Here is a 20,533-nt window from a genome sequence, read left to right on the forward strand (position 1 = left end):
CCATCCATGACCGGCAAACTTTATTTGGTGTCCGTCGGCCCAGGAACGCGCGAGCTGATTCCCCCGATGGTTGAAGCCGCGCTGCAGGCCAGCGAGGTGATCGTCGCCTACGACCTTTACCTCACCTGGATCCAACCCTGGATTGCGGGCAAGACCATCCACACCTTGCCGCTGACTCAGGAGCGCGACCGCGCACAACTTGCCATCGCGCAGGCACGCGCAGGCAAGACCGTGGCCCTGATCTCCAGCGGCGATATCGGCATCTACGCCATGGCGGCATTGGCATTCGAAGAGATGGCGGAGGACGACCGCTATGACGTGCAACTGATCCCCGGCATCACCTCGGCCAACGCCTGTGCATCGCTGCTCGGTTCTCCGCTGTCGCATGACTTCGCCACCCTGAGCCTGTCCGACCTGCTCTGTCCGTGGGCATGGATCGAAACACGCGCCCGCCACATCGCCCAGGCCGACCTCGCTGCAGTGTTCTACAACGTGCAGAGCAAGCAGCGCCAGGAGGGGGTCTACCGCATCCTCGACATCATGCTCGAACATAAGCGTGCGGAGACCCTGTGCGGTATCGTGCGCAATGCTTACCGCCAAGACCAGACCGTAGAAATCCTCACGCTGGCCGAGCTGCGCACGCGGCGCTTCGACATGCTCACCACCCTGGTGATCGGCAACCGTTTCACCAAACGCAAGCGCGGCTGGATCTATACCCCGCGCGGTTACGGCAACTGGGACGACACACCGGACACGGTTACCGCTGCCAACCTGCCTGTCGGCGCGACCTGGGTCTTCTCCGGCACCAGCGACGGCAACGCGCTGGCGCGGGAGATCGTTGCGGCGGGCCACAGCACCGTGGTCTCGAGCGCCAGCGAATACGGCGCCGAACTGGCCGGACAAGCGTGCCCAGGGGCCACCCCGATCGCGGGCCGGCTAGGCATCGAGCGCCGGCGCGAACTGCTGCGGGAAAGCCGTGCGCGCGCGATTGTCGATGCCACGCACCCCTACTCCACGGAGATCTCGCAGCAATTGATCGCGCTCGCCAAGGAGCTCGATCTGCCCTACCTGCGTTACGAACGGCCGCGCGCCATGAGCCTGCACAGTGCGCAGCGCGCAGCGTCGATCGAAGACGCCGCGCAACTGGCCATGCAACACGGAAAACGCATCTTCCTTGCCACCGGCTCCAAGGACGTCGCGCGCTTCGTGCAGGCGCCAGGCGCGGTGGACCACCAATGGTTCGTGCGCCTGGCGCCGGACCCGCAGCACCTTCAGCGTGCAATCGATGCCGGTATTCCGCGTTCTCACATCGTCGCCATGCAGGGCCCCTTCTCCCAAACGGCCAACGAAACGCTGTGGCGCGACTGGGCGATCGACTGCGTGGTTACCAAAGACTCCGGAGACGCCGGCGGGGTCCGCACCAAGGCGGCAGCGGCGGCAGCGCTCGGTATTGCGCTGATCGTCGTCGACCGGCCCAGCCTCGACACTCCGGCCACGGCCTCTGACTTTGCGTCGGTGCTGGCCATGCTGCGAGGGCTGCACGCATGAGCCAGCCACGCATTCCCGTGACCGTCATCACCGGCTTTCTTGGCGCCGGCAAGACCACGCTGCTGTCAAATCTGATGCGCGACTGCAAGCAGCGCCGCCTCGCGATCCTGGTCAATGAATTTGGCGAAGTATCCATCGACGGTGCGCTTCTTCGCGGTGAGGGCGGCGAGGGCAAGGAAGGCAGTGGGGTTGAAATCCACGACCTGTCCAATGGCCTGGTGGCCTACGACGACGACGCGGATTTCATGCCGACCATGCTGGCGCTCTGGCAACGCCGCAGCCTGATCGACCACGTGCTGATCGAAACCTCGGGACTCGCCCTGCCGACCGCGGTGATGGAGCAACTGCAGAGCGAAGCGCTGGCCCCCTACTTTGTTCTCGACGCCACGCTGGCAGTGGTCGACACACCGTTGCTGCTGGCGGGCGAATTCCGTCAGGCCACCGCCGGTGCGAACCAGGACCTCGATCAATCCGTGGCCGGTCTGTTCGACATGCAATTGGCCAACGCCGATATCGTGGTCTTGAACAAGATCGACGCGCTGGGCGAGCCAGCCTTGCTCGATGCCGAGGCACGCGTGCGTGCGCTTGCGCCGTCCATCCGCTTCATTGAATTGGCCCAGAAGGCGAAACTCGATACTCGCTTGACGCTGGGCCTGCATCTGCACGAGCCGGCCAACACAGAGCATCGGCACTATGGGCCGATGGCCAGCATACCCGGCCTGAAAATGCGCCCCCTTGCAAACCAGCGCCTGCTCGACGGCCACAGCCACGGCAGCCTCGGCGCACACAGCCACGGCCTCAGCACGCACAAGCATTTTCACGAGCAGGACCCGGGGTGGCTGTCATTCCTGCTTCGCAGCACCCAGGCGCAGGACGCCGACACGCTGCGTGAGGCCATCGCCGCCATTGCGCGCAGCGAACCCCTGCTGCGCATCAAGGGCTTCGCGCCCACGACCAGCGGTGAAGGCCGATTGCTTGTCCAAGGCGTACGCAGCCGGATTGAACTGCGGCACGAAGCCGATGCGGCACCGGCGCGGCACGCACAATTGGTCTTCATCGGCTATCACCCAAGCCGCGCGCGCGTCATGGAAAAACTGAACGCGTTGACAGGCACCACGTGGCGGTAGGCGGACGAACCCAAGGAAGATCGCACCATGCAGACAGACCCGACCGCTCACCAGCGCATGACCGAACGGCGAAAGGCCGGCTTCGAAAAAAAGAAGGCCGCGGCAACGCATGAAAAGGGATTACTGATCGTCAATACCGGCACTGGCAAGGGCAAGAGCAGCGCCGCCTTCGGCATGGGGCTGCGCGTGGTCGGCCACGGCATGCGCCTAGGTGTTGTGCAATTCATCAAGGGCGCGCTGCATACCGCCGAGCGTGACCTCTTGGGCGGCTTTCCCAACTGTGATTTTCTGACGAGCGGCGACGGCTACACCTGGAACACGCAGGACCGCGACGCGGATATCGCAACCGCCCGCAAGGGCTGGGCAGAGGCGTGCCGCATGATCCAAAGCGGCGAGTACGACATGGTGATCCTGGACGAGCTGAACATCGTGCTCAAGTACGACTATCTGCCGTTGGCAGAGGTGCTGGCCGTCTTCGCAGCGCGCCCGCCCGCGCTGCACGTGGTCGTGACCGGTCGGCACGCGCCCGAGGCCCTGATCGAGGCGGCCGACCTCGTCACCGAGATGCGCCTGGTCAAGCACCCTTATCGCGAGCAGGGTGTGAAGGCACAGCAAGGGGTTGAATACTAGAACCGAGCCATGCCTACGCAAACCGCACCCCGCTCCTGTCCCGCGTTGTTCCTGACGGCGCCGGCCTCTCACCAGGGCAAGACCACGCTCACGGCCGGTCTCGCGCGCCATCACCGTAACCTCGGTCGCTCCGTCCATGTGTTCAAGACGGGGCCTGACTTTCTTGATCCCTTCATCCTGGAACGCGCATCGGGCAATCCGGTGTATTCGCTCGACCTGTGGATGACCGGCGAAGCCGAGTGCCGCCGCCGGCTCTACGATGCCGCCGCCAGCGCAGACCTGATCCTCATCGAGGGCAGCATGGGGCTGTTCGACGGTGCGCCATCGAGCGCTGACCTGGCGGCGGTGTTCAACGTGCCCGTTCTCCCGATCATTGATGTCAGCGGCATGGCACAGACGTTTGCCGCGGTAGCGCACGGCTTGGCGACGTTTCGGCCCGGCCTGCCGTTTCACGGCGTCGTGGCCAATGGTGTCGCCAGCGCCCGCCATGCCGAGATGCTGCTTGAGATGCTGCCGCCATCGCTACCCTGCGCCGGTGCGGTGATGCGCGACCCGGCGATGGCGCTGCCCGAGCGTCATCTCGGCCTCGTGCAGGCGCAGGAGATCGACGATCTCGAATCGCGCATAGCCACCGCGGCAGCACGCATTGCCGAGACCGGGCTGGCCGAACTGCCCCCGCCCGTGGCGTTTGCGCCGGCAGCGGCTGTGGCAGTGCCACAACTGCTGGCCGGCGTGCGCATTGCCGTGGCCCGAGACCTGGCGTTTTCGTTCCTCTACCCGGCCAACCTGGAATTGCTCAGCGCGTTGGGTGCAGAAGTCGCGTATTTCTCGCCACTGGCCGATGAACCGCTACCTGCCGCCGATGCGGTCTACCTGCCCGGTGGATACCCCGAACTGCACCTGGAAGCGCTCGGTGCCCACGGGGCCACCCGGGCTACGCTGCGCGCACACGTCGCTGCCGGCAAGCCCCTGTTTGCCGAGTGCGGGGGCATGCTTTACCTGCTTGACGCGCTTACTGAGCGAACCGGCACCACGGGCCCGATGCTCGGGCTCCTGCCGGGCCACGCCACACTGCACAACCGGCTTTCCGCGCTCGGCCTGCAATCGGTCGAGCTCGGTGGCGAGACGCTGCGTGGTCATGCCTTCCACTATTCAAGCGTGCAGACTCCGCTTGCACCCTATACCCATGCGCGCCGGGCCAATGGGGCAGCGCCTGGCGAGGCCATCTATCGCCACGGCAGCATCCTGGCGAGCTATCTGCACTGCTACTTCCCCTCCAGCCCGAGTGCCACCGCCGCGCTCTTCAAGCCATGAACCGACATCGTTATAGCGACAGTGAAATCGATGCCGTCTATCGGGTCATCCGCGAGCGTCGTGATATGCGGCATTTCCGGCCGGACCCGATTGATCCCGATGTGCTGCGGCGCTTGCTGCATGCTGCACATCTCGCCCCCAGTGTGGAGTTCATGCAGCCGTGGCGCTTCATCCGCATTACCGACCGGCAACTGAGAACGCAAATGCATGCTCAGGTTGATGCCGAGCGCAGACGCACGGCTAGCGCGCTGGGCGAGCGCGAAGACGAGTTCATGCGGCTGAAAGTCGAGGGCATTCTGGACTGCGGCGAAGTTCTGATCGCCGCCCTTATGGACGGACGCGAGCGACATATCTTCGGCCGTCGCACCATGCCCGAGATGGATCTCGCCTCGGTCGCCTGTGCAATCCAGAACCTGTGGCTGGCTTCCCGCGCCGAAGGAATCGGCATGGGCTGGGTGTCGCTGTTCGATCCACAACTGCTTGGCCGATTGCTGAAGTTGCCAGCCGGTGCCCGGCCCGTTGCCATCCTCTGTCTAGGCCATGTCGACAGTTTCTACGACAAGCCGATGCTCGAACAGGAAGGCTGGGCAGAACGGCAATCACTGTCCGACATGCTGCTCGAAAACTACTGGAGCACGGATTGAAGGGACCGGCATCGACGCATGGCCTGATCCTCCGGGATGCCTTCTCTGAGCGCATAACCGGCCAAGCGGGCGAGAAAATCGCTCTCGAATTCCGCCCGGACCCAGCACAGACACGGCTCGTCGCATGTCTCTGGTCACACTGGGCGAAGCCAGGCGAACCGGATCTGCTACTGGGACTGCATCGCTGGTGAGGCGTGGCTAGCCGTCACGCTAGGCCGATCCAAAGAGGGGTTTCCATAGGAAGAGTGGCAGATAACCGCTGCCGGCAAAGACGAATAGGCCGTCTTAACAGCAGTCAGTGCCTGCGTATATCAAGCTAAGCGCCACGTGCCCACTTCGCCCGTCTCGTGGCCGCACCTCAATCAATGGGGATTAACGTTGCGTCAAAGCGCGGCCGCCCGACCTGCCCGCTCTTGCGATGCTGAAACGGCCGTGCGTGGCGTCGGCCACTGGCGACGGCACGGTACTGGCAGAAGCATCCGCCCAATGGCCGGGTATCACCGAAATTTGACACTCACGATGAGCCTGAGCTCGGCTTCGGTGGTATCCAACGCGCCGCGTCGCTTCGGGGCCGAGCAAGTATCCCCCCGGTACGCAGCGGGCGTTCAGAGGCTTATTTCAGGGGGCGCACGCTCATGCCGTTACTTAGTGTCGTTGGGGGATACGTGACCACAGTGTCGTGGTCCTGAAGCCCATCGAGTATCTGGGCCTCTTCCGCGTTGCGCTGCCCGATCTGAATGATTCGCTGGACAGCTTTTCCATTCTTGACGATGAACGTGCACCAGTGGTCACCGCAGCGGAATAACGCGCCGATTGGCAGCTTGAGCACATCAGGCTGGTCCGAGATGATGATGCGGCCTTGTACGCGGTAGCCATCATTCAATCTTCCCGGTGGGTCCACAAGGTCCGCGACAACATGGACGCGCTGCTCTTCGACCCCCAGCGCCGACACCTTGGTAAACGCCCCCGGGCCGACTGTCCGTACCGTGGCGTTGACCGCCAATGGGCCACCCCACTCCACGACCGATACACGCATGCCGGCGCTGATCTTGACAGCATCGGTCGACAGCACGTCGACCACCAGTTCATAGCGCGAAGGGTCAGCTAAGACCATGAGGACCGTACCTGCGAGCACGACGCGCTCACTTTGCTGTTCGATGCGTAGCAGCACTGAGTTGGCCGGTGCCCGGACTTCAACAGGCTGCCCTGCTTCCAACGCCTTCAGATTTGCCATCGCGACACGAACGTCGGCTGCGGCCGACGTCTCCCTCGCGCGTGCTGCGGACAGATCGCTGGCACTGGAGGCAGACATGGTCCGCATCTGCTCCACTTCCTGCCTTGACATGGCACCGCTGCTCAGAAGCGTTTCGCCCCGGGCCAGGTCTCGGCGAGCCTGTTCGTAGTCCGCCCTGGCGTGAGCGGCCCGCGCCTGGGCCTCACGAAAAATTGCCTCTGCCGCATCAACACGCGCCCGTTGCGAAGCTCGCTCCCCCGGCGTCATCGGCACTGGCACCAGAGCGGCGATCACCTGCCCGCCTTTAATCTGATCGCCTTCATGCAGTTCAACGCGAAGCAGTCGGCCTGTGATCGGTGCCGTGATGACGTAACGGTCATGCGCACGAATTTCGCCGTCTTCGTCGATCGTGACTTGAAGCGGCCCACGTGTGACGCGCCCTGTGTCCACTGTCGCAGGCGTTGGCCAGAGCGCGTAAGCGAGCGTCAATGCCAACGCAAGCGCGGCACCAGCAAGAGCAAGGGACTTTCGCAGAGCGCCGCGCTTCATGATTCTCTGGCCTTAAGCACTGCGACGATATCCAGCCGTCTGATCTTGGCCGCCACCAGCAGCCCCGAACACACAACCGCCCCACCCGCTACAAGGAATGCGTAAGCGAAGGTCGCGGCATGAACCACGAGCGGAAGGCGGTATAAGTCAGTTGCCAGCCGAGTCGAGAGGAGCCCGCACACGCCATAGCCAAGCAGGAGTCCGGCTGGGAGCGCAATGGCGGTGAGCACAAACTGCTCCCCAAGCAGAATCCAAGCGACTTCGGCCTGCGTGAACCCGAGCACGCGCAGGGAAGCCAACTGCTGAACGCGTTCCGAGTAAGCGATTCGCATGCCATTGAACGCCACACCAAACGCAATCACACAGGCAAAGGCGAAGTTGATGGACGTGGACAGACGAACGCTTTCGTCCATGATCTTACGGAAGCTGGCGATGACGGACTGGCGAACGGCCACCGCATTCACCGTCGGCAGCCGCTTGAGCGTCGCATACAGATGCGCAGCCTCATGCTGATCGACTGACAGCCTTGCCCCTGACCAGTTTCCGCTCTCCCCCAGCAGTTTCGCCAGCGCTTTCTGGTCCATGTAGGCCGCGACGCCCACCAGATCGCCGGACAGCTGCATCAACGTGACCTGTCTGGTTTGACGCTCGCCTTCAAGCACTTCGATGGTGACCGGATCACCGGGTTTTATGCCAAGAACGGCGGCAAGTCTTGCCGAAACCACCAAGCCATCCGGGGGAATATGCAGCGGTCTGCCCTCATCATCAACCAGCCTGTGCAGATCTGCCTTCTGAGCGATTCCGCTCAGCGACACGCGCCGAGACCGATACCCAGCGGATAGCTTGACCGGTACATCGCGAAACCCTTCGACCTTCAGCACGCCGGGCAGACGCTCGATCGCGTAGACGGCGCGGTGAGATAACGGCTGAGAAAAGGCCACCGTCACTTCCTGGCGCTCGATTTGCTGAAATTGCGTATCGAACAAGAAATCGATTGAATCGAAGAAGAACCCGCCGACGACAAGAATCGCGCTCGCGCATGCAATGGCTAAGGAACCAAGGAGCGACTTGACGGGTTGGCGCGCGATATTGCGCGCAATCATTCGCCACACCACGCTGAGTTGCCGATAGATGCCCGCCCGCTCCACCCAGCCCACTGAAAACGCCGGAGGAACGACTGCGCGAAGCGCCTCGACGGGCATCAACCTCATGGCCTTCGCAGTGCTCATGATGGCACCGCCAAGTGCCGTTCCGAAGCTGATGAAGAACGCCCAGGCCATCGTCGAAAGATCGGCGCGAAATTCGAGGTGAGCCAGCCGATAGTACCGGGCGTAGAGATCGGTCAGATACGTCCCTAATGCCAATCCGCCACCAATACCGATAGCAGTACCCGCCGCAGCAACGACGCACCCGAGCTGCAGGTAATGCAAACCTACTGAAAGATCACCGTATCCAAACGCCTTCATCAGGCCGATCTGCGAGCGTTGTGTATCGATCAGCCGGGTCAGGACGTTCTGCAAGAGAAACATCGCGACGAGAAAAAAGATGGCCGGCACATAGGTAGCAGTCACGCGATTCTGTGCGATTTCGTCGGTAATGAACCGATTCGATATCTGGTCTTCACGGCTGATTGTTCCAAGTCCGCCGTACGGCAACAACATTCGATCGATCTGCGCCATGAGGTGCGGCGCGGGCACGCTTGCATCGAGAGACAACACGAGATCATTGAAAGCGCCGTCCATGCGGAACGCTGCCGAAACCGCATTCGTTCCCATCCACACCACGCCGTAGTGACGGTTGTCGGGGAAGATGGAGCCGGCGCCTGCCTCGTAGACATACTCCGGCGAGATTGCAAGGCCAACAATGTGCAGGCGCTTCCAGCGGCCGTTCAAGATGGCGCTGAAGTATTGACCGGGGCGCAGGCCATTGGCATCTGCAAAGGCCCCGCTGACCAGCACTTCGTCTTCGCGGCCCGGCGAAATGTATCGGCCGCTTTGAAGATGCAACAGGTTCAGCGCGGGCCAGCCGAGTTCCGGGATCGAAACAAGGCGCGCCGTGGCTGGCTCGGAAAGGCCGGGTATGTCGACCGTGACATCTGACACCACGCGTGCGTCCACATGTGACACCCCCGGTAATGCAGCAATGCGCGAAGCCGTCTCCAGTGGTGCGCGCTTCAGATGCACGAAAAGATCGGCAAAGCGGTATGACGCGTAGTAGTCCTGCTGGGCGTTCAACAAAGCCAGATAGGTGCTGCGCATCGCCACAAACGTAGCAACGCCGCATCCGACAACCAAGACCGCCGCCACCACCTGCGCCCGCATTTGCCAGAGGTCTCGCCAGAGTAGCCGGACAAGCATGGTCACCATGCCAGATCCCCCACGCGGGCACGCTGAGCGTTGCGGCGTTGCTCGACAATGGTGCCGCTGCTCATGCGAACGACACGATCCGCCATGTCGGCGATGACGGCGTTGTGCGTGACGATGACGATCAGGGTGCCGAACTCGCGGTTCACCTGTTCGAGCACCTCTAGCACCAGTTGCCCCGTCCGGAAATCCAATGCGCCTGTCGGCTCGTCGCACAGGAGGACATCTGGCCGCTTTGCGACAGCGCGGGCGATGGCAACACGTTGCTGCTCACCCCCCGACATCTGCGAGGGAAAGTGATCCGCCAGCGCCCCGATCCCGACCCTGTTCAGGGCCTCAGTGGGGTCCAGCGGGTGCTCTGCGATGTCCGTCACCAGTGCGACGTTCTCGCGAGCAGTCAGGCTTGGAATCAGGTTGTAGAACTGAAAGACGAATCCAACGTGTTCCCGGCGGAATCGCGTTAGACCTCGTTCCCCCGCGTGGGAAAGATCGTGGTCCCGATACACGATGGAACCGGTTGTTGGTGTATCCAGCCCGCCCATCAGGTTGAGTAACGTGGATTTGCCACTGCCCGATGCCCCGAGCAGCACAACGATCTCACCCGACCCGAGTTCCAGATCGACGTGTTCCAGGGCGCGCACGCTCACGCTTCCCATTGGATAGACCTTGCTGACGGCCTGAATATTGAACACCGTTTCCACGACACACCAGTCGGCTAAGGCGGCTGGCGAGTAAGCCGCTCAGATGTTCGGCGCTGCCCAGAAAGCGACGTCCAGCGTTCTGCGATTGCCCTTCCGACCTGCATGCCTGCCGCAATTGCAACATCCACAGAATCAAAGTCCGGAGAGACGTGGTGGAAGCGCTCCAATTTGGGATATTCCAGCGCGGCTGACTTGGGCGAGCAGACAAAGCCGGTGTAGGCGTACTTGAATTCATCGCACCGCCCAACGACCGCCAAGATATGAATAGAGCAGCCCCGGTACTGTTCAATTGCCCAGGCCGACATATCGATCTCCTGCAAAGCATACGGGGCTGTCATGCATGCCAGCCTCCTCAAGCTCTGCCCCCGCATGTCTGGGCAGGGTTTTCCGGGCGAAGAAGAGAGGGCCAGCGCACGGGTTCTTTCAGGCTACTTGTATTTGCCCGCCAGACGTTGACCTACCTCAATCAGTACAGATGCCAGCGCTGACGGGCCAACGTATCGGTAATCCGCCGCGTATTCAGTGAGTTGATATCCCACTCCAGATGCGCACTGTCGATGACATGCGCGACGACCGGTCCGGAACCAGGCGCTGCCCATTGCATTCCCGACTCAAAGCTTGTGGGTCTGCTCATCGCCCTGCCTTTGTCCGTGCGGCTTTGGCGGACGATGCGATTGAATCCGGTCGCCGCCAGCGCAGACGCTTCGCTTGCAGAAGGTACTGCCAATCCAGTTTGGCAAACCCATAAACGAGCGCCAGAAACACGACCTGCGACACGACGAAGTACACACCCATATACGCGCCGTCGATCTCCGTTTCCACATCCAGATAACGGGCACCAATCTGGGCAATGCGCGTCCAGGTCAGGTAGCTTATCCAGCGGCCAACGAAGAACGGAAGCCCGATCAACCAAAGCCGCATCCCAGTCAAGCCGTAGGCTATGAAGATGTAATTGGACGGGAACGGGCTGAAGGCGTACGCGAGCATCAGCCCGACCGTCATACCTTTGCGGTCTTCGAGCCAGGCGCGGACAACGTCGATGTTCTGACGATCCGCCTCGCGCATCCAGCGATTGCGTACGAGCGAGCAGGATAGCCGCGCCAGAACCAGACGGCCGAGGGTTGCCGCGCAAGCGGCAATGCCCGCAAGAAGCACCGGGTTGGCATCAGGCCGTGAGAAGCCGATCCATGACATCACCATCCACGTCGGCGGTGCGAAGGCCGGCATCACATTCAGCAGCAGGACGGTCGCGAACAATGCGAGCAGGTTTGTCATGACGATCAAGCCTCTCCTCCGAGCACATGGAACAGTTCGTCTTCTTGTGCGCAATGCAGCCGCAGGATGGCATCGAGCCCATACAGCAAGCGTTGCAGCTCCTGTGTCACAGCGGCGTCAGGGCCGTCGGAGGAAACATCCGCCACGATCCGGCCCAACAGGTTTGTCACGCGGAATATCTCGCGATGCATGGCGCTCATGGCAGCCATCGGGTCATCCCCACCAAGCAGGCGGGCGACGTCCGGATAGAGCTGGGTATCGTCGCGGCGCTCATGCGGCACCAGTACGTCTGCCAAGGACTGGTTGAGCGATAGCAGCGCGGCTTTTGCCGCACCACCGGCCATATGGGGCAGCGAGTCCGCGACCACGCGGATCCGGCTCAGGATGGGTTCCAGCTCCGCGTGTTCGGCCGTGAGGCGCTCGACGTCTGCAGAGACGAGTGACCGGGTTGCCTCGTCTTCTGTTGGCCGCAGTGCTCGCAACGCGCTGGCGATCGCCAATACATCAATGAACTCTTGCAGCATTGCGCCTGGCAAAGGCGCCAGATAACCGAGTGCAGCGACAACCATAGCGGCCAGCGATAACGACATGCCGATCATCACGCTCTGCAGCGCGACGCGGCGTGTGCGGTGCGCTATCCGGACCGCGTCAACGAGCCGATCCAGGCGGTCCACCAACAAGACAATGTCTGCAGCTTCCGAAGAGGCAGCAGCGCCGCGCGCACCCATTGCCACGCCAATGTCCGCAGCAGCGAGCGCAGGCGCATCGTTGACGCCATCGCCAACCATGACCACCCTGCCGTCGGCGCGTGCACCCCGGATCACCGCAAGCTTGGCCGCCGGAGACAGGGCCGCATAGACCTCCGTCACCCCCAACATGGATGCGACGGATTCGGCAACGTCTGCCCGGTCCCCGGTCAACATCGCCTGCCGTGTGATGCCCTCTCGACGCAAGAGCCGCAGCGCGCGAGGTGCCTCAAGGCGAACGCGGTCAATCAACTGCAATGCGCCCACCAGTTCACCATCCACGCCGACAAAGACAGCCGACGCACCGGCATAGCTCACGCGCTTGACGAACGCTTCCACCCAGCGCGGCATATCAGACGAACCCAAGACATACGGCAACGCGCCGATGGAAACGACATGCCCTTCAACGCGGCCGCAAACGCCGGCTCCCGGACTCTCGACAACGGCACTCGGAAGTTTCAGCGTCGCGCCCTGTTCGCGCGCGGCCTTGGCGACGGCTTCTGCCGTGACGTGATTCGATGCCTGTGCGAGTGAACCGGCCAAGCCCAGCACAACATCGGATGCGTATTGCGGGGCGCATTCGACGTCGACCAATCGTGCATATCCGCTGGTCAGGGTGCCCGTTTTGTCGAAGAACAGCGTGTCGGCCAACGCCAGTCGCTCCAATGCGCCGCCGCCTTTGACCAGTACGCCTCGCTTGGCGCAACGCGATAGCCCTGAAACGATGGCGACAGGCACTGCCAGGATCAATGGGCACGGCGTGGCCACGACGAGCACGGCAAGACAACGCGCCGAATCACCGGTAAGGATCCAGCTTGCCCCCGCCAGGAGAACGGCGACGCCCCCAAAGGCAAAGGCGTACCGGTCAGCCAACCTTACGGAGGGGCTACGTTCTGCCTGCGCTGCACTGACCAGCCGGACAACGCCCGCAAACGTGCTCTTTTCGGCAGACGCACTGGCGATCATTTCGAAAGCGGCGCCCACATTCAGCACGCCGCTGCAAATGGCATCTGCCGCCTGGCGATGGCGGGTGAGGGATTCTCCTGTCAACGTGGATTCATCCAGATCGGCAGGCTCGGACAAGGTGCCGTCCACCGGCACGACTTCGCCGTGCCGCACCAGCAACCGGTCACCCGCTTGAACCTTCTCCAGGCTGACCTGATGCCACTGCCCGTCGTCGAAGCGATTGGCCCGCTTGGGTGCATGGCCAAGCAGCGCAGTCATCTCGCGCTGCGCACGCGCTTGGGCAAAGTCTTCCAACGCGCGCCCGGTCGCGAGCATCAACGCAATGACCGAGGCGACCAGCACCTCGCCCGACAAGAGCGCAAAGGTAATCGACGTCACCGCCAGAACATCCACCCCGGCCTGGCGTCGCATCAGTGACTGAACAATCGTGACGACCAGGGCCACCCAGTTCGGCACGACGCCAATCAGCCAGAGTTGCCGCGCGAGCACATCGGCACCGAGGTACCGCGCCCATAACCCTGCCGCCAAGGTCAGCACCGACAAAGCAAGCAATGCAACGTTGGCAAGCAAGCGCGCGGAGTGCATCGCTGAGGCTCTTGTCGGCGCAGTTTTCATGTGGGCTAGATCATGCGGCGCAGCAGCCGATCCTTCAGGATGAACTCATGCCAGAGCGCCGCGGCGGCATGCAGCCCGACCACGATATAAACGACCGTCGCGCCCGACTCATGAATTTCCTTGGCCAAGTGGGCCAACGACTTGTCCAGCGCCAACGCCAGCGTCAGATTCAGTCCGAACGGTTGAATCGGCTTGCCTGCCAAAGCCAGCGCCAGCAAACCCAAAACGGGCATCCCCACCATCAGGACGTAGAGCACGCCGTGCGTGAGTCGCGCGACAAGCTGAACCAGCGGTGTGCCCGGCACGGGAGGCGGTGCCTGCGTGCCCACCCGGGCCAGCAAGCGCAACACCATCAGGGCGAGCACGGAGAGCCCTGCTGTCTGATGGACCATGAACAGAGCGGCACGCTCGGCGCTGCCTTTCGGAAAGAAATCCATGATTTCGATGGCCACGACGGCGATCAACACCGCCAGAACCACGAGCCAATGGAGCGAGCGCATGGTGAGGGAGTATTTCGGTTCAGATTGCATAGCGTTATCCAGAATGTGTTGAGTAAGGGGTGAGGCTGGAGCAGGTCAATCGTCAAAGTCCCACATCCGGTGCAGATCGAGCTGGAGGCGGCTGTCTGCCTCCAGCAGGTCGACGCGGGCGAGCCGCTCGCCAAGCAGAGCCTCAGCCAGACTACGGCGCGTTGCCAGTAGTTCAGTCAAGCCCGACTCACCTGCGCGATATGAACGGGTTGCTCTGTCGGATGCGCTTTTCTGCAGCGTAACCGCTTCCATCTGCGCTTGCGCGCTCGCTCGTTTGCCTTGCAAGTTGCCATAGAGCACGTCGAACTCGGCACCCAGCCGACGCTCAGAACCCAATCTACGCCGAGCTGCCGCTTCCGCATCGGCCGCCGCCGCAGCAGCCGTTGAGCGCCGATGCGCCGAACCGATCGGCATGGCAACGCTTACGCCCATGATGCGTTCCGCACCGCCGCGCTCCACCGTAACAAACATGCCGACGGTCGGGTCAGGCCGACGCTCCAGATCTGCACGCTTGGCCATTTGTTGTGCCTGGGCCTCTTCTGCCATCGCAAGACGGTATTCGTGGCTGTCTTGAATGTACTGTGTCCGTAATCGATCTGGTGGATCTTGCGGCAATGCAGGCAGCGCGGTGTCGGGGCCAGACGTGGGGTGGCCCAACCCCGGAAACCGGGCTTGCAGCTCCGCCTGCGCCGTCTGTTCCGTAGCAACGGCTGTCGCCAGCGCAGCTTGCGTGCGCGCCCGATCGGCGGCGGCCAATTCAGCATCCAGGCGAGAGGCATCGCCCAGTTGCACCCTCCGGGCAGTCAGCGCCGCCAGATCAGTGGCCGCTTTGGCATTCTCCTGCGCCGCCTGGCGTGCCTGCCCTGCACGCACGGCGGCAAACCAGAGTGCCAGAATCTGGCGCGATGCCTCGTGGCGCGCATCCTTGACGGCCAGCTGCCCAGCCTCGGCGGCGGCATCGGCAAGCTGCCCATCGGCCTGAGCTTTGCCCCAAAGCCGCAACGGCCGCTCCACAGCGATCTGCCCTTCGGCATGGCGCTCTGAGGGGTCGCGTACCTGGCGCCCTTGGCCAATTGCGCGCACCACAGTTTCCGCTGTGCCAGCGCGGATGCCTTCTGCCCGAGCCAGTACGGCATCGCGGCGGGCCTCTGCCGCAAGCACGTCAGGCGACTGCGCGACGGCCTCGCGCACTGCGCTCTCCGCCGGCAGATAGGTCGGCGGGATTTGCGCTTGCGCTGCGGCACTCCAAAGCAGCATCGCGCTAGCTCCCGCCAATACGATGCGAAACAGGTCCAACCTCATTGTGAATCTCCCTGCCCGGCGGCCGCACGCGGCCGAGGCAACCCAAAGCGTTCAAACAGCAGGGGTAGAAGAAGCAGCGTCAGCGCAGTCGAAGAGATCAGCCCGCCCGATACGACGATGGCCAGCGGCCGCTGAATCTCTGACCCCGGCCCGCTTGCCAGCAGTAGCGGAATCATCCCCAGTGCGGTAATGCAGGCCGTCATCAGGACGGGCCGCAGGCGGTCGCGTACGCCGTCGCGCACGGCTTGCGCCATACCCAAGCCGGACTCCAATAGCGTGTTGAAGTGCGAAACCAGCACCACGCCGTTGAGCACCGCGATCCCGAGCAATGCGATAAAGCCAACGGAGGCCGGCACCGAAAGGTACTCGCCCGATATCCGCAGCGCCGCAATGCCGCCGACAAGCGCGAACGGAATGTTGGCAACCACCAGCACTGCCTGCCGCACCGAGCGGAACGTCAACATCAGCAAGAGAAAGATTGCGCACAGGGCCAATGGGACAACCAACGCAAGGCGCGCTGCGGCGCGTTGCTGGTTCTCGAACTGGCCACCCCACACCACCCGCAATCCTTTTGGCAACGTGCCAATACCGCCGACTGCTGCCTGGGCTTCCTGCACGAAACCCGCCAGGTCACGACCGTCAACATTGGCCTGGATCACGGCAAACCGGGCGCCGTCTTCGTGGTTGATACGCACGGGCCCATCCACGCGTTCGATACGTGCCAGAGAGGTGAGCGGCCATGCTTTGCCGTCGGGTGCCGTTACCAGAAGGTTGGTCAGGTTTTCGGGCGCCTGCCGCAAGCCTGCTCCGCCACGCAAGATCAACGGCGTGCGGACGATGCCCTCGGGCACCACGCCAATCCGGTCGCCCTCGATCAGGGCGCGCAGTTGCGCCTGGAGGGCGTCGCCGGAGAAGCCAGCCTGACCGACCGCAGCGCGGTTCAGTGACACTTTCAGGTATTGCACGCCGCTGTTGCTGGGCGCAATCACCTCTGCCGCGCCCCGGATGGTGCGGACCTTGGCAGCAATGGCCTGCGCGGCTGCGTCGATGGCAGCAAGGTCGCTGCCGAACAGCTTGATGGCAACGTCGCCACGTGTGCCGGTCAGCATCTCCGAGACACGCATCTCAATGGGCTGCGTGAAGCCGTAGATCACGCCCGGGAAGCGCTCCATCACGCGCCGGATCGCAATCGCGATGTCTTCCTTGCTGCCGCGCCACTGATCCTTGGGCTTGAGTACCAGGAAGGTATCGGTTTCGTTCAGCCCCATCGGGTCAAGGCCGAGATCATCCGAACCCGAGCGTGCGACGATCGAGCGTATTTCCGGCACCTCCTTGAGCAGCGCCTGCTGCACGCGTTGGTCCATGTCCAGCGAAGCCGTTAGCGAAACGGACGGTGCTTTCTGCAACTGCACGATCAGGTCGCCCTCGTCCATCGTCGGCATGAATGTCTTGCCGACCGACATGTACAACACCACGGCCAGCGCCAACGCCGCCCCGGCCAGGCCGAACACCGTGCGGCGATGCGTTGTCGTCCATGCCTGGATTCGCGCAAAACCGCTCGCGACCTTACGCATCAACCAGGGTGGCTCATCTGCATGCGCAAGCAAGAGCAAAGAAGCGAGCGCCGGGACCACCGTAAAGGCAATGACCACGGACGAGGCCAGCGCCAGCACGATGGTCAGCGCCACCGGCCCGAAGAGCTTGCCCTCCAGACCTTGCAGTGACAGCAGCGGCAGGAACACGATGGCAATAATCGACACGCCCGACAGCATCGGTACCGCTACCGTTGCCACTGCATGGCGGATGACCGCACCGCGCAGGGCAGGATCGGTCTTGTGATCTTGTGCGCGCGCCATGGCCGTCTCGATGTTCTCGACCACGACTACGGCTGCATCCACGAGCATGCCCAGTGCAATGGCGAGCCCCCCAAGGCTCATCAGGTTGGCCGTCAGGCCCACATAGCGCATCAGGAGAAAGGTCGCCAGCATCGACAGCGGTAGTGTGGCCGCCACGACCAGGGCCGACCGCACCCCACCCAGGAACAGATACAAGGTGATGACGACCAGCACGCTGGCCTCAATCAAGGCGCGAACCACAGTATTGGCCGCCCGTGTTACCAGCTCACCGCGGTTGTAGAAGACGTGGGTCGACATGCCCTTCGGCAACTGGGGCCCTAGCGCATCCAGCCGCTCCTGCACCGCCTCGACCAGCTTGCGGGCATCGCTGCCGCGCAGGCCCAGCACCAGCCCTTCAACCGCTTCACCGTTGCCGTCTTTGCTGACAGCGCCGTTGCGGGTGGCTTCACCCAGCCGCACGGTCGCAACATCACCAACCGTGACCGCAGGGGCGGAAGTCAGGCTCTGCGCAGGTACCACGACAATCGCACGCAGATCATCCAGCCCGCGTATGCCACCTTCCACGCGCACGACCCAGTGCTCGTCTCCGCGGTCCAGCCGCCCTGCCCCGTCGTTGCGATTATTGGCGTCCAGCGCCTGACGCAGTTGCTCAAGGGTGACGGAGCGTGCGCGCAACCGGGCTGGGTCGGGTGTTACCTCATAGCTGCGCACCTCGCCGCCCAAGGCGTTGACGTCGGCCACGCCTGCCACGGTGCGCAGCGCTGGCCGGATCACCCAGTCCAGCACGCGGCGCCGCTCGGCCAAGGAATAGCCATCGCCCTCCACCGTGAACATGAACATCTCGCCCAACGGCGTGGTGATAGGCGCCAGGCCGCCCACTGCGGTCGACGGCAGATCACGCGCCAAGCCGGCCAAGCGCTCCGATACCTGCTGGCGCGCCCAGTAGACGTCTACCCCCTCTTCAAAATCGACCGTCACGTCGCTGATGCCGTATTTGGATACCGAGCGCACGATCGTCTTGTGCGGCAGGCCGAGCAGCTCCTGCTCAATAGGCGTCGAGACCCGCTGTTCGACCTCCTCCGGGGTCATGCCCGGCACCTTCAGCACGACCTTGACCTGCGTCGGCGAGATATCGGGAAACGCGTCGATCGGCAGGTTCAGATACGCCCACACGCCGGCCACAGCGAGCACGCCAGCCGCGATCAGCACCAGCACGCGTTGGCGCAAAGAGAACTCAATCAGGCGGGGCAACATCACTGCTCTCCCGCCAGCAAGCCCTTGAGCGCGCCGACACCTGTCACCGCCACGCGTGTACCCGCTGGCAGGTTGGCACGGACGACGGCGATGGCGTCGTCTGTACTGGCGACTGCGACATCCTGGAAGCGGAAACCCTTGTCGGTCGCGACGAATACGCCGGGCACACCCCGCACGTAGACCAGCGCAGCCACAGGAACCCGCAGCAGGCCCGGCGCGTTTGCATTGGCCGCGCTGCGCAGCTTGAGCGTGACGTTGACGCTCTCTCCGGCACGCAGGTCCCCACGTCGCTCCAGCGACGCACGCACGCGCACACCAGCAGTGCCATCACCGGAAGGCGCAACACCGATGACGGTGCCGCCCGCGCCGCGTTGTGCGATCTCGACCCGGTCGCCTGGGGCCGGCACCGGTATGTCGCGTCCAACGAGCAGGTCCAGCTCCAGAGCCGCCGGATCAACGATCCTGAAAAGCGGTGCCGCCGCGTCTACTCGCGCCCCCGGAACGGCGTTGACTTCGGACACCACACCGCCACGGCTGGCAACCAATTGCGCCTCACCGCCCGCGCCGCTGAATGCGATGCCTGCGGAGGCCAGCTCTGCCCTGCGCGCCTTGACCATGGCGCTGGCTTCAGCGGCCCGCGCCTGCGTGGCCTGCCAGCGGCTTGCAGCGATGATGCCGTCGTCGTACAGCGCCTTGTCGCGCGCGAGCGACTGCTGCGCGAGCCGCGCCTGGGAGTTGGCTTCCGTCAGTGCGCGGCTGGTTTCGAAGAGCTGCGGGCTCAGAAAACCGGCCAGCGGCTGGCCCGCCCGGACGGTTTGCCCGACCGACACCAACACCCGGGGCACCATGCCCGCGTATGGGGCAGCCACCACATATTGTGCATCTGGCTTGAAGACGACACGCGCATGCGTGCCGACCTCCAGCCCTGAAGAAGCGGCGACTGGGCTGAAGCGCACGCCGAGGGAGCGCGCCTGCTCAGCCGATAGCGGCACCACCTGGGGGCCTGCTTGGGCAGCGGCCTGCTCAAGGGGAAACGCGATCAGCGCAATACACGCACTGGCCGCGACGATTCGTTTGAAAGACATGCCTGACTCCAATCCTCGGAGGCAGCGCCACGGACGCTACCTCTGATTGCCGCGCATACGCGAGCGACCTAAAGATCAACCGTCGCTCAGCATTTCCATGCGACGCGAACGACAAACTCTTACGGTGGATGGCCGATGGAAGTGGAGTTGCTACCACCGCGTAGCGTCAGGCGTGCGCCATGAATCAGAAGACAACACTTCTGACACATTCATCATCGCCAATGCAGACACGAGAGGCTTGTTGCAAGTCAACAAGTTGCGGAGCAACCCGCCCGCCGGCCGTCAACCGGGTACGGATCAGAACTGCAGCGGAGGTGCCTGGGCAGGAGGCGGCCGATTGATGCGATCGCGCCAGCGCGCTCGAACGGGCGTTGGGCGATAGGCGGGACGAAATACTGCGGCGAAAGCAAGCGCCGCAAGCAGGAGGAACGTCAGCGCGGATACTCCCGGCGCCGCCGCTGCCCAAAGAAATGCACCCAGGTCCGCAGGGCCAAGGGCGGGCTCGACGTCCACCTCGAAGGGCTCGTGGTTCGTCAATGCCCAGTCATGAGGGGCGGCGTCGACCGATTCCTTGATGGAAGCGCGGTGGGCAAACGGTAAAGATTGGAAATGAGAATCAACCGCAGCAGGAAGCGCGGTGTGCACGTGCAGGCCAAATTGTTTCGGTGTTCCGAGATGGCCGTGCAGAAGCGGGCTTAGCAGCTGCATCAACACGATGGTCAACAACAGCATTGCCCGAAGCGAGATGCTTGCGGTCGCACGTGGCATTTCAAGATTGTAACGCAATGTGCCTT

Annotated in this window: 17 protein-coding genes; 5 read left to right on the plus strand and 12 right to left on the minus strand. The window is 63.2% G+C overall.

All coding sequences use genetic code 11. The features are described 5' to 3' along the window. The first annotated feature begins 6 nt into the window (after positions 1-6). Genes cobJ through bluB form a run of 5 tightly spaced genes read left to right on the plus strand, consistent with a single transcriptional unit; the run spans position 7 to position 5,263 of the window. Positions 7-1,548, plus strand: a complete 1,542-nt coding sequence (gene cobJ, locus BG83_RS0122605) for a precorrin-3B C(17)-methyltransferase (protein WP_024978871.1) — start codon at positions 7-9, stop codon at positions 1,546-1,548. Beyond that, positions 1,545-2,675 carry a CobW family GTP-binding protein gene (locus BG83_RS0122610; protein WP_024978872.1) on the plus strand — a complete coding sequence of 377 codons (1,131 nt, stop codon included), beginning with the start codon at positions 1,545-1,547 and terminating at the stop codon, positions 2,673-2,675. The genes cobJ and BG83_RS0122610 overlap by 4 nt, the downstream gene beginning before the upstream one ends. 27 nt (positions 2,676-2,702) lie before the next feature. Beyond that, complete coding sequence (gene cobO, locus BG83_RS0122615; RefSeq protein ID WP_024978873.1) at positions 2,703-3,305, plus strand: cob(I)yrinic acid a,c-diamide adenosyltransferase; 603 nt, start codon at positions 2,703-2,705, stop codon at positions 3,303-3,305. 9 nt (positions 3,306-3,314) lie between these two features. Further along, positions 3,315-4,619 carry a cobyrinate a,c-diamide synthase gene (locus BG83_RS0122620; RefSeq protein ID WP_024978874.1) on the plus strand — a complete coding sequence of 435 codons (1,305 nt, stop codon included), beginning with the start codon at positions 3,315-3,317 and terminating at the stop codon, positions 4,617-4,619. Beyond that, positions 4,616-5,263 carry a 5,6-dimethylbenzimidazole synthase gene (gene bluB / locus BG83_RS0122625; protein ID WP_024978875.1) on the plus strand — a complete coding sequence of 216 codons (648 nt, stop codon included), beginning with the start codon at positions 4,616-4,618 and terminating at the stop codon, positions 5,261-5,263. Before BG83_RS0122620 ends, bluB begins: the two co-directional genes overlap by 4 nt. A gap of 613 nt (positions 5,264-5,876) precedes the next feature. Here bluB and BG83_RS0122630 read toward each other — a convergent pair. From BG83_RS0122630 to BG83_RS0122680, 12 genes are all read right to left on the minus strand, one after another. Continuing rightward, the gene (locus BG83_RS0122630) at positions 5,877-7,046 is read right to left on the minus strand and encodes an efflux RND transporter periplasmic adaptor subunit (RefSeq protein ID WP_024978876.1); all 1,170 of its coding nucleotides are present in this window, start codon (positions 7,044-7,046) and stop codon (positions 5,877-5,879) included. Next, on the minus strand, positions 7,043-9,412 hold the full coding sequence (locus BG83_RS0122635; protein ID WP_024978877.1) for an ABC transporter permease: 2,370 nt from the start codon (positions 9,410-9,412) through the stop codon (positions 7,043-7,045). The genes BG83_RS0122630 and BG83_RS0122635 overlap by 4 nt, the downstream gene beginning before the upstream one ends. Continuing rightward, complete coding sequence (locus BG83_RS0122640; protein WP_024978878.1) at positions 9,406-10,110, minus strand: ABC transporter ATP-binding protein; 705 nt, start codon at positions 10,108-10,110, stop codon at positions 9,406-9,408. The genes BG83_RS0122635 and BG83_RS0122640 overlap by 7 nt, the downstream gene beginning before the upstream one ends. A gap of 14 nt (positions 10,111-10,124) precedes the next feature. After that, positions 10,125-10,415: a hypothetical protein gene (locus BG83_RS0122645; protein WP_024978879.1), complete on the minus strand. Its 291-nt coding sequence runs from the start codon at positions 10,413-10,415 to the stop codon at positions 10,125-10,127. 161 nt (positions 10,416-10,576) lie between these two features. Further along, positions 10,577-10,744: a hypothetical protein gene (locus BG83_RS29575; protein ID WP_160169399.1), complete on the minus strand. Its 168-nt coding sequence runs from the start codon at positions 10,742-10,744 to the stop codon at positions 10,577-10,579. Then, a complete protein-coding gene (locus BG83_RS0122650) occupies positions 10,741-11,385 on the minus strand; it encodes a hypothetical protein (RefSeq protein WP_024978880.1) in 645 nt (214 codons plus the stop codon). The genes BG83_RS29575 and BG83_RS0122650 overlap by 4 nt, the downstream gene beginning before the upstream one ends. 5 nt (positions 11,386-11,390) lie before the next feature. After that, positions 11,391-13,682 (minus strand): heavy metal translocating P-type ATPase, encoded by a 2,292-nt coding sequence (locus tag BG83_RS0122655; protein WP_024978881.1) that lies wholly within the window; start codon positions 13,680-13,682, stop codon positions 11,391-11,393. A gap of 35 nt (positions 13,683-13,717) precedes the next feature. Then, the gene (locus BG83_RS0122660) at positions 13,718-14,242 is read right to left on the minus strand and encodes a cytochrome b (protein WP_024978882.1); all 525 of its coding nucleotides are present in this window, start codon (positions 14,240-14,242) and stop codon (positions 13,718-13,720) included. Positions 14,243-14,287: 45 nt separating this feature from the next. After that, on the minus strand, positions 14,288-15,544 hold the full coding sequence (locus BG83_RS0122665) for a TolC family protein (protein WP_024978883.1): 1,257 nt from the start codon (positions 15,542-15,544) through the stop codon (positions 14,288-14,290). Next, entirely contained in the window at positions 15,541-18,654 is a 3,114-nt protein-coding gene (locus BG83_RS0122670) for an efflux RND transporter permease subunit (protein WP_024978884.1), read from the minus strand. Before BG83_RS0122670 ends, BG83_RS0122665 begins: the two co-directional genes overlap by 4 nt. Further along, complete coding sequence (locus BG83_RS0122675) at positions 18,654-19,739, minus strand: efflux RND transporter periplasmic adaptor subunit (protein WP_024978885.1); 1,086 nt, start codon at positions 19,737-19,739, stop codon at positions 18,654-18,656. Before BG83_RS0122675 ends, BG83_RS0122670 begins: the two co-directional genes overlap by 1 nt. A gap of 297 nt (positions 19,740-20,036) precedes the next feature. Then, the gene (locus BG83_RS0122680; RefSeq protein WP_235193249.1) at positions 20,037-20,525 is read right to left on the minus strand and encodes a hypothetical protein; all 489 of its coding nucleotides are present in this window, start codon (positions 20,523-20,525) and stop codon (positions 20,037-20,039) included. Between the last annotated feature and the right edge of the window lie 8 nt (positions 20,526-20,533).

Origin of the sequence: Ralstonia pickettii, assembly GCF_000607165.1 — a bacterium.
Classification (GTDB): Bacteria; Pseudomonadota; Gammaproteobacteria; order Burkholderiales; family Burkholderiaceae; genus Ralstonia; species Ralstonia holmesii.

Bases quoted from the DNA above. Each gene is read 5' to 3' on its own strand.
- cobJ (WP_024978871.1), top strand. From the start codon at position 7: ATGACCGGCAAACTTTATTTGGTGTCCGTCGGCCCAGGAACGCGCGAG.
- BG83_RS0122610 (WP_024978872.1), top strand. From the start codon at position 1,545: ATGAGCCAGCCACGCATTCCCGTGACCGTCATCACCGGCTTTCTTGGC.
- cobO (WP_024978873.1), top strand. From the start codon at position 2,703: ATGCAGACAGACCCGACCGCTCACCAGCGCATGACCGAACGGCGAAAG.
- BG83_RS0122620 (WP_024978874.1), top strand. From the start codon at position 3,315: ATGCCTACGCAAACCGCACCCCGCTCCTGTCCCGCGTTGTTCCTGACG.
- bluB (WP_024978875.1), top strand. From the start codon at position 4,616: ATGAACCGACATCGTTATAGCGACAGTGAAATCGATGCCGTCTATCGG.
- BG83_RS0122630 (WP_024978876.1), bottom strand. From the start codon at position 7,046: ATGAAGCGCGGCGCTCTGCGAAAGTCCCTTGCTCTTGCTGGTGCCGCG.
- BG83_RS0122635 (WP_024978877.1), bottom strand. From the start codon at position 9,412: ATGGTGACCATGCTTGTCCGGCTACTCTGGCGAGACCTCTGGCAAATG.
- BG83_RS0122645 (WP_024978879.1), bottom strand. From the start codon at position 10,415: ATGTCGGCCTGGGCAATTGAACAGTACCGGGGCTGCTCTATTCATATC.
- BG83_RS29575 (WP_160169399.1), bottom strand. From the start codon at position 10,744: ATGAGCAGACCCACAAGCTTTGAGTCGGGAATGCAATGGGCAGCGCCT.
- BG83_RS0122650 (WP_024978880.1), bottom strand. From the start codon at position 11,385: ATGACAAACCTGCTCGCATTGTTCGCGACCGTCCTGCTGCTGAATGTG.
- BG83_RS0122655 (WP_024978881.1), bottom strand. From the start codon at position 13,682: ATGCACTCCGCGCGCTTGCTTGCCAACGTTGCATTGCTTGCTTTGTCG.
- BG83_RS0122660 (WP_024978882.1), bottom strand. From the start codon at position 14,242: ATGCAATCTGAACCGAAATACTCCCTCACCATGCGCTCGCTCCATTGG.
- BG83_RS0122665 (WP_024978883.1), bottom strand. From the start codon at position 15,544: ATGAGGTTGGACCTGTTTCGCATCGTATTGGCGGGAGCTAGCGCGATG.
- BG83_RS0122670 (WP_024978884.1), bottom strand. From the start codon at position 18,654: ATGTTGCCCCGCCTGATTGAGTTCTCTTTGCGCCAACGCGTGCTGGTG.
- BG83_RS0122675 (WP_024978885.1), bottom strand. From the start codon at position 19,739: ATGTCTTTCAAACGAATCGTCGCGGCCAGTGCGTGTATTGCGCTGATC.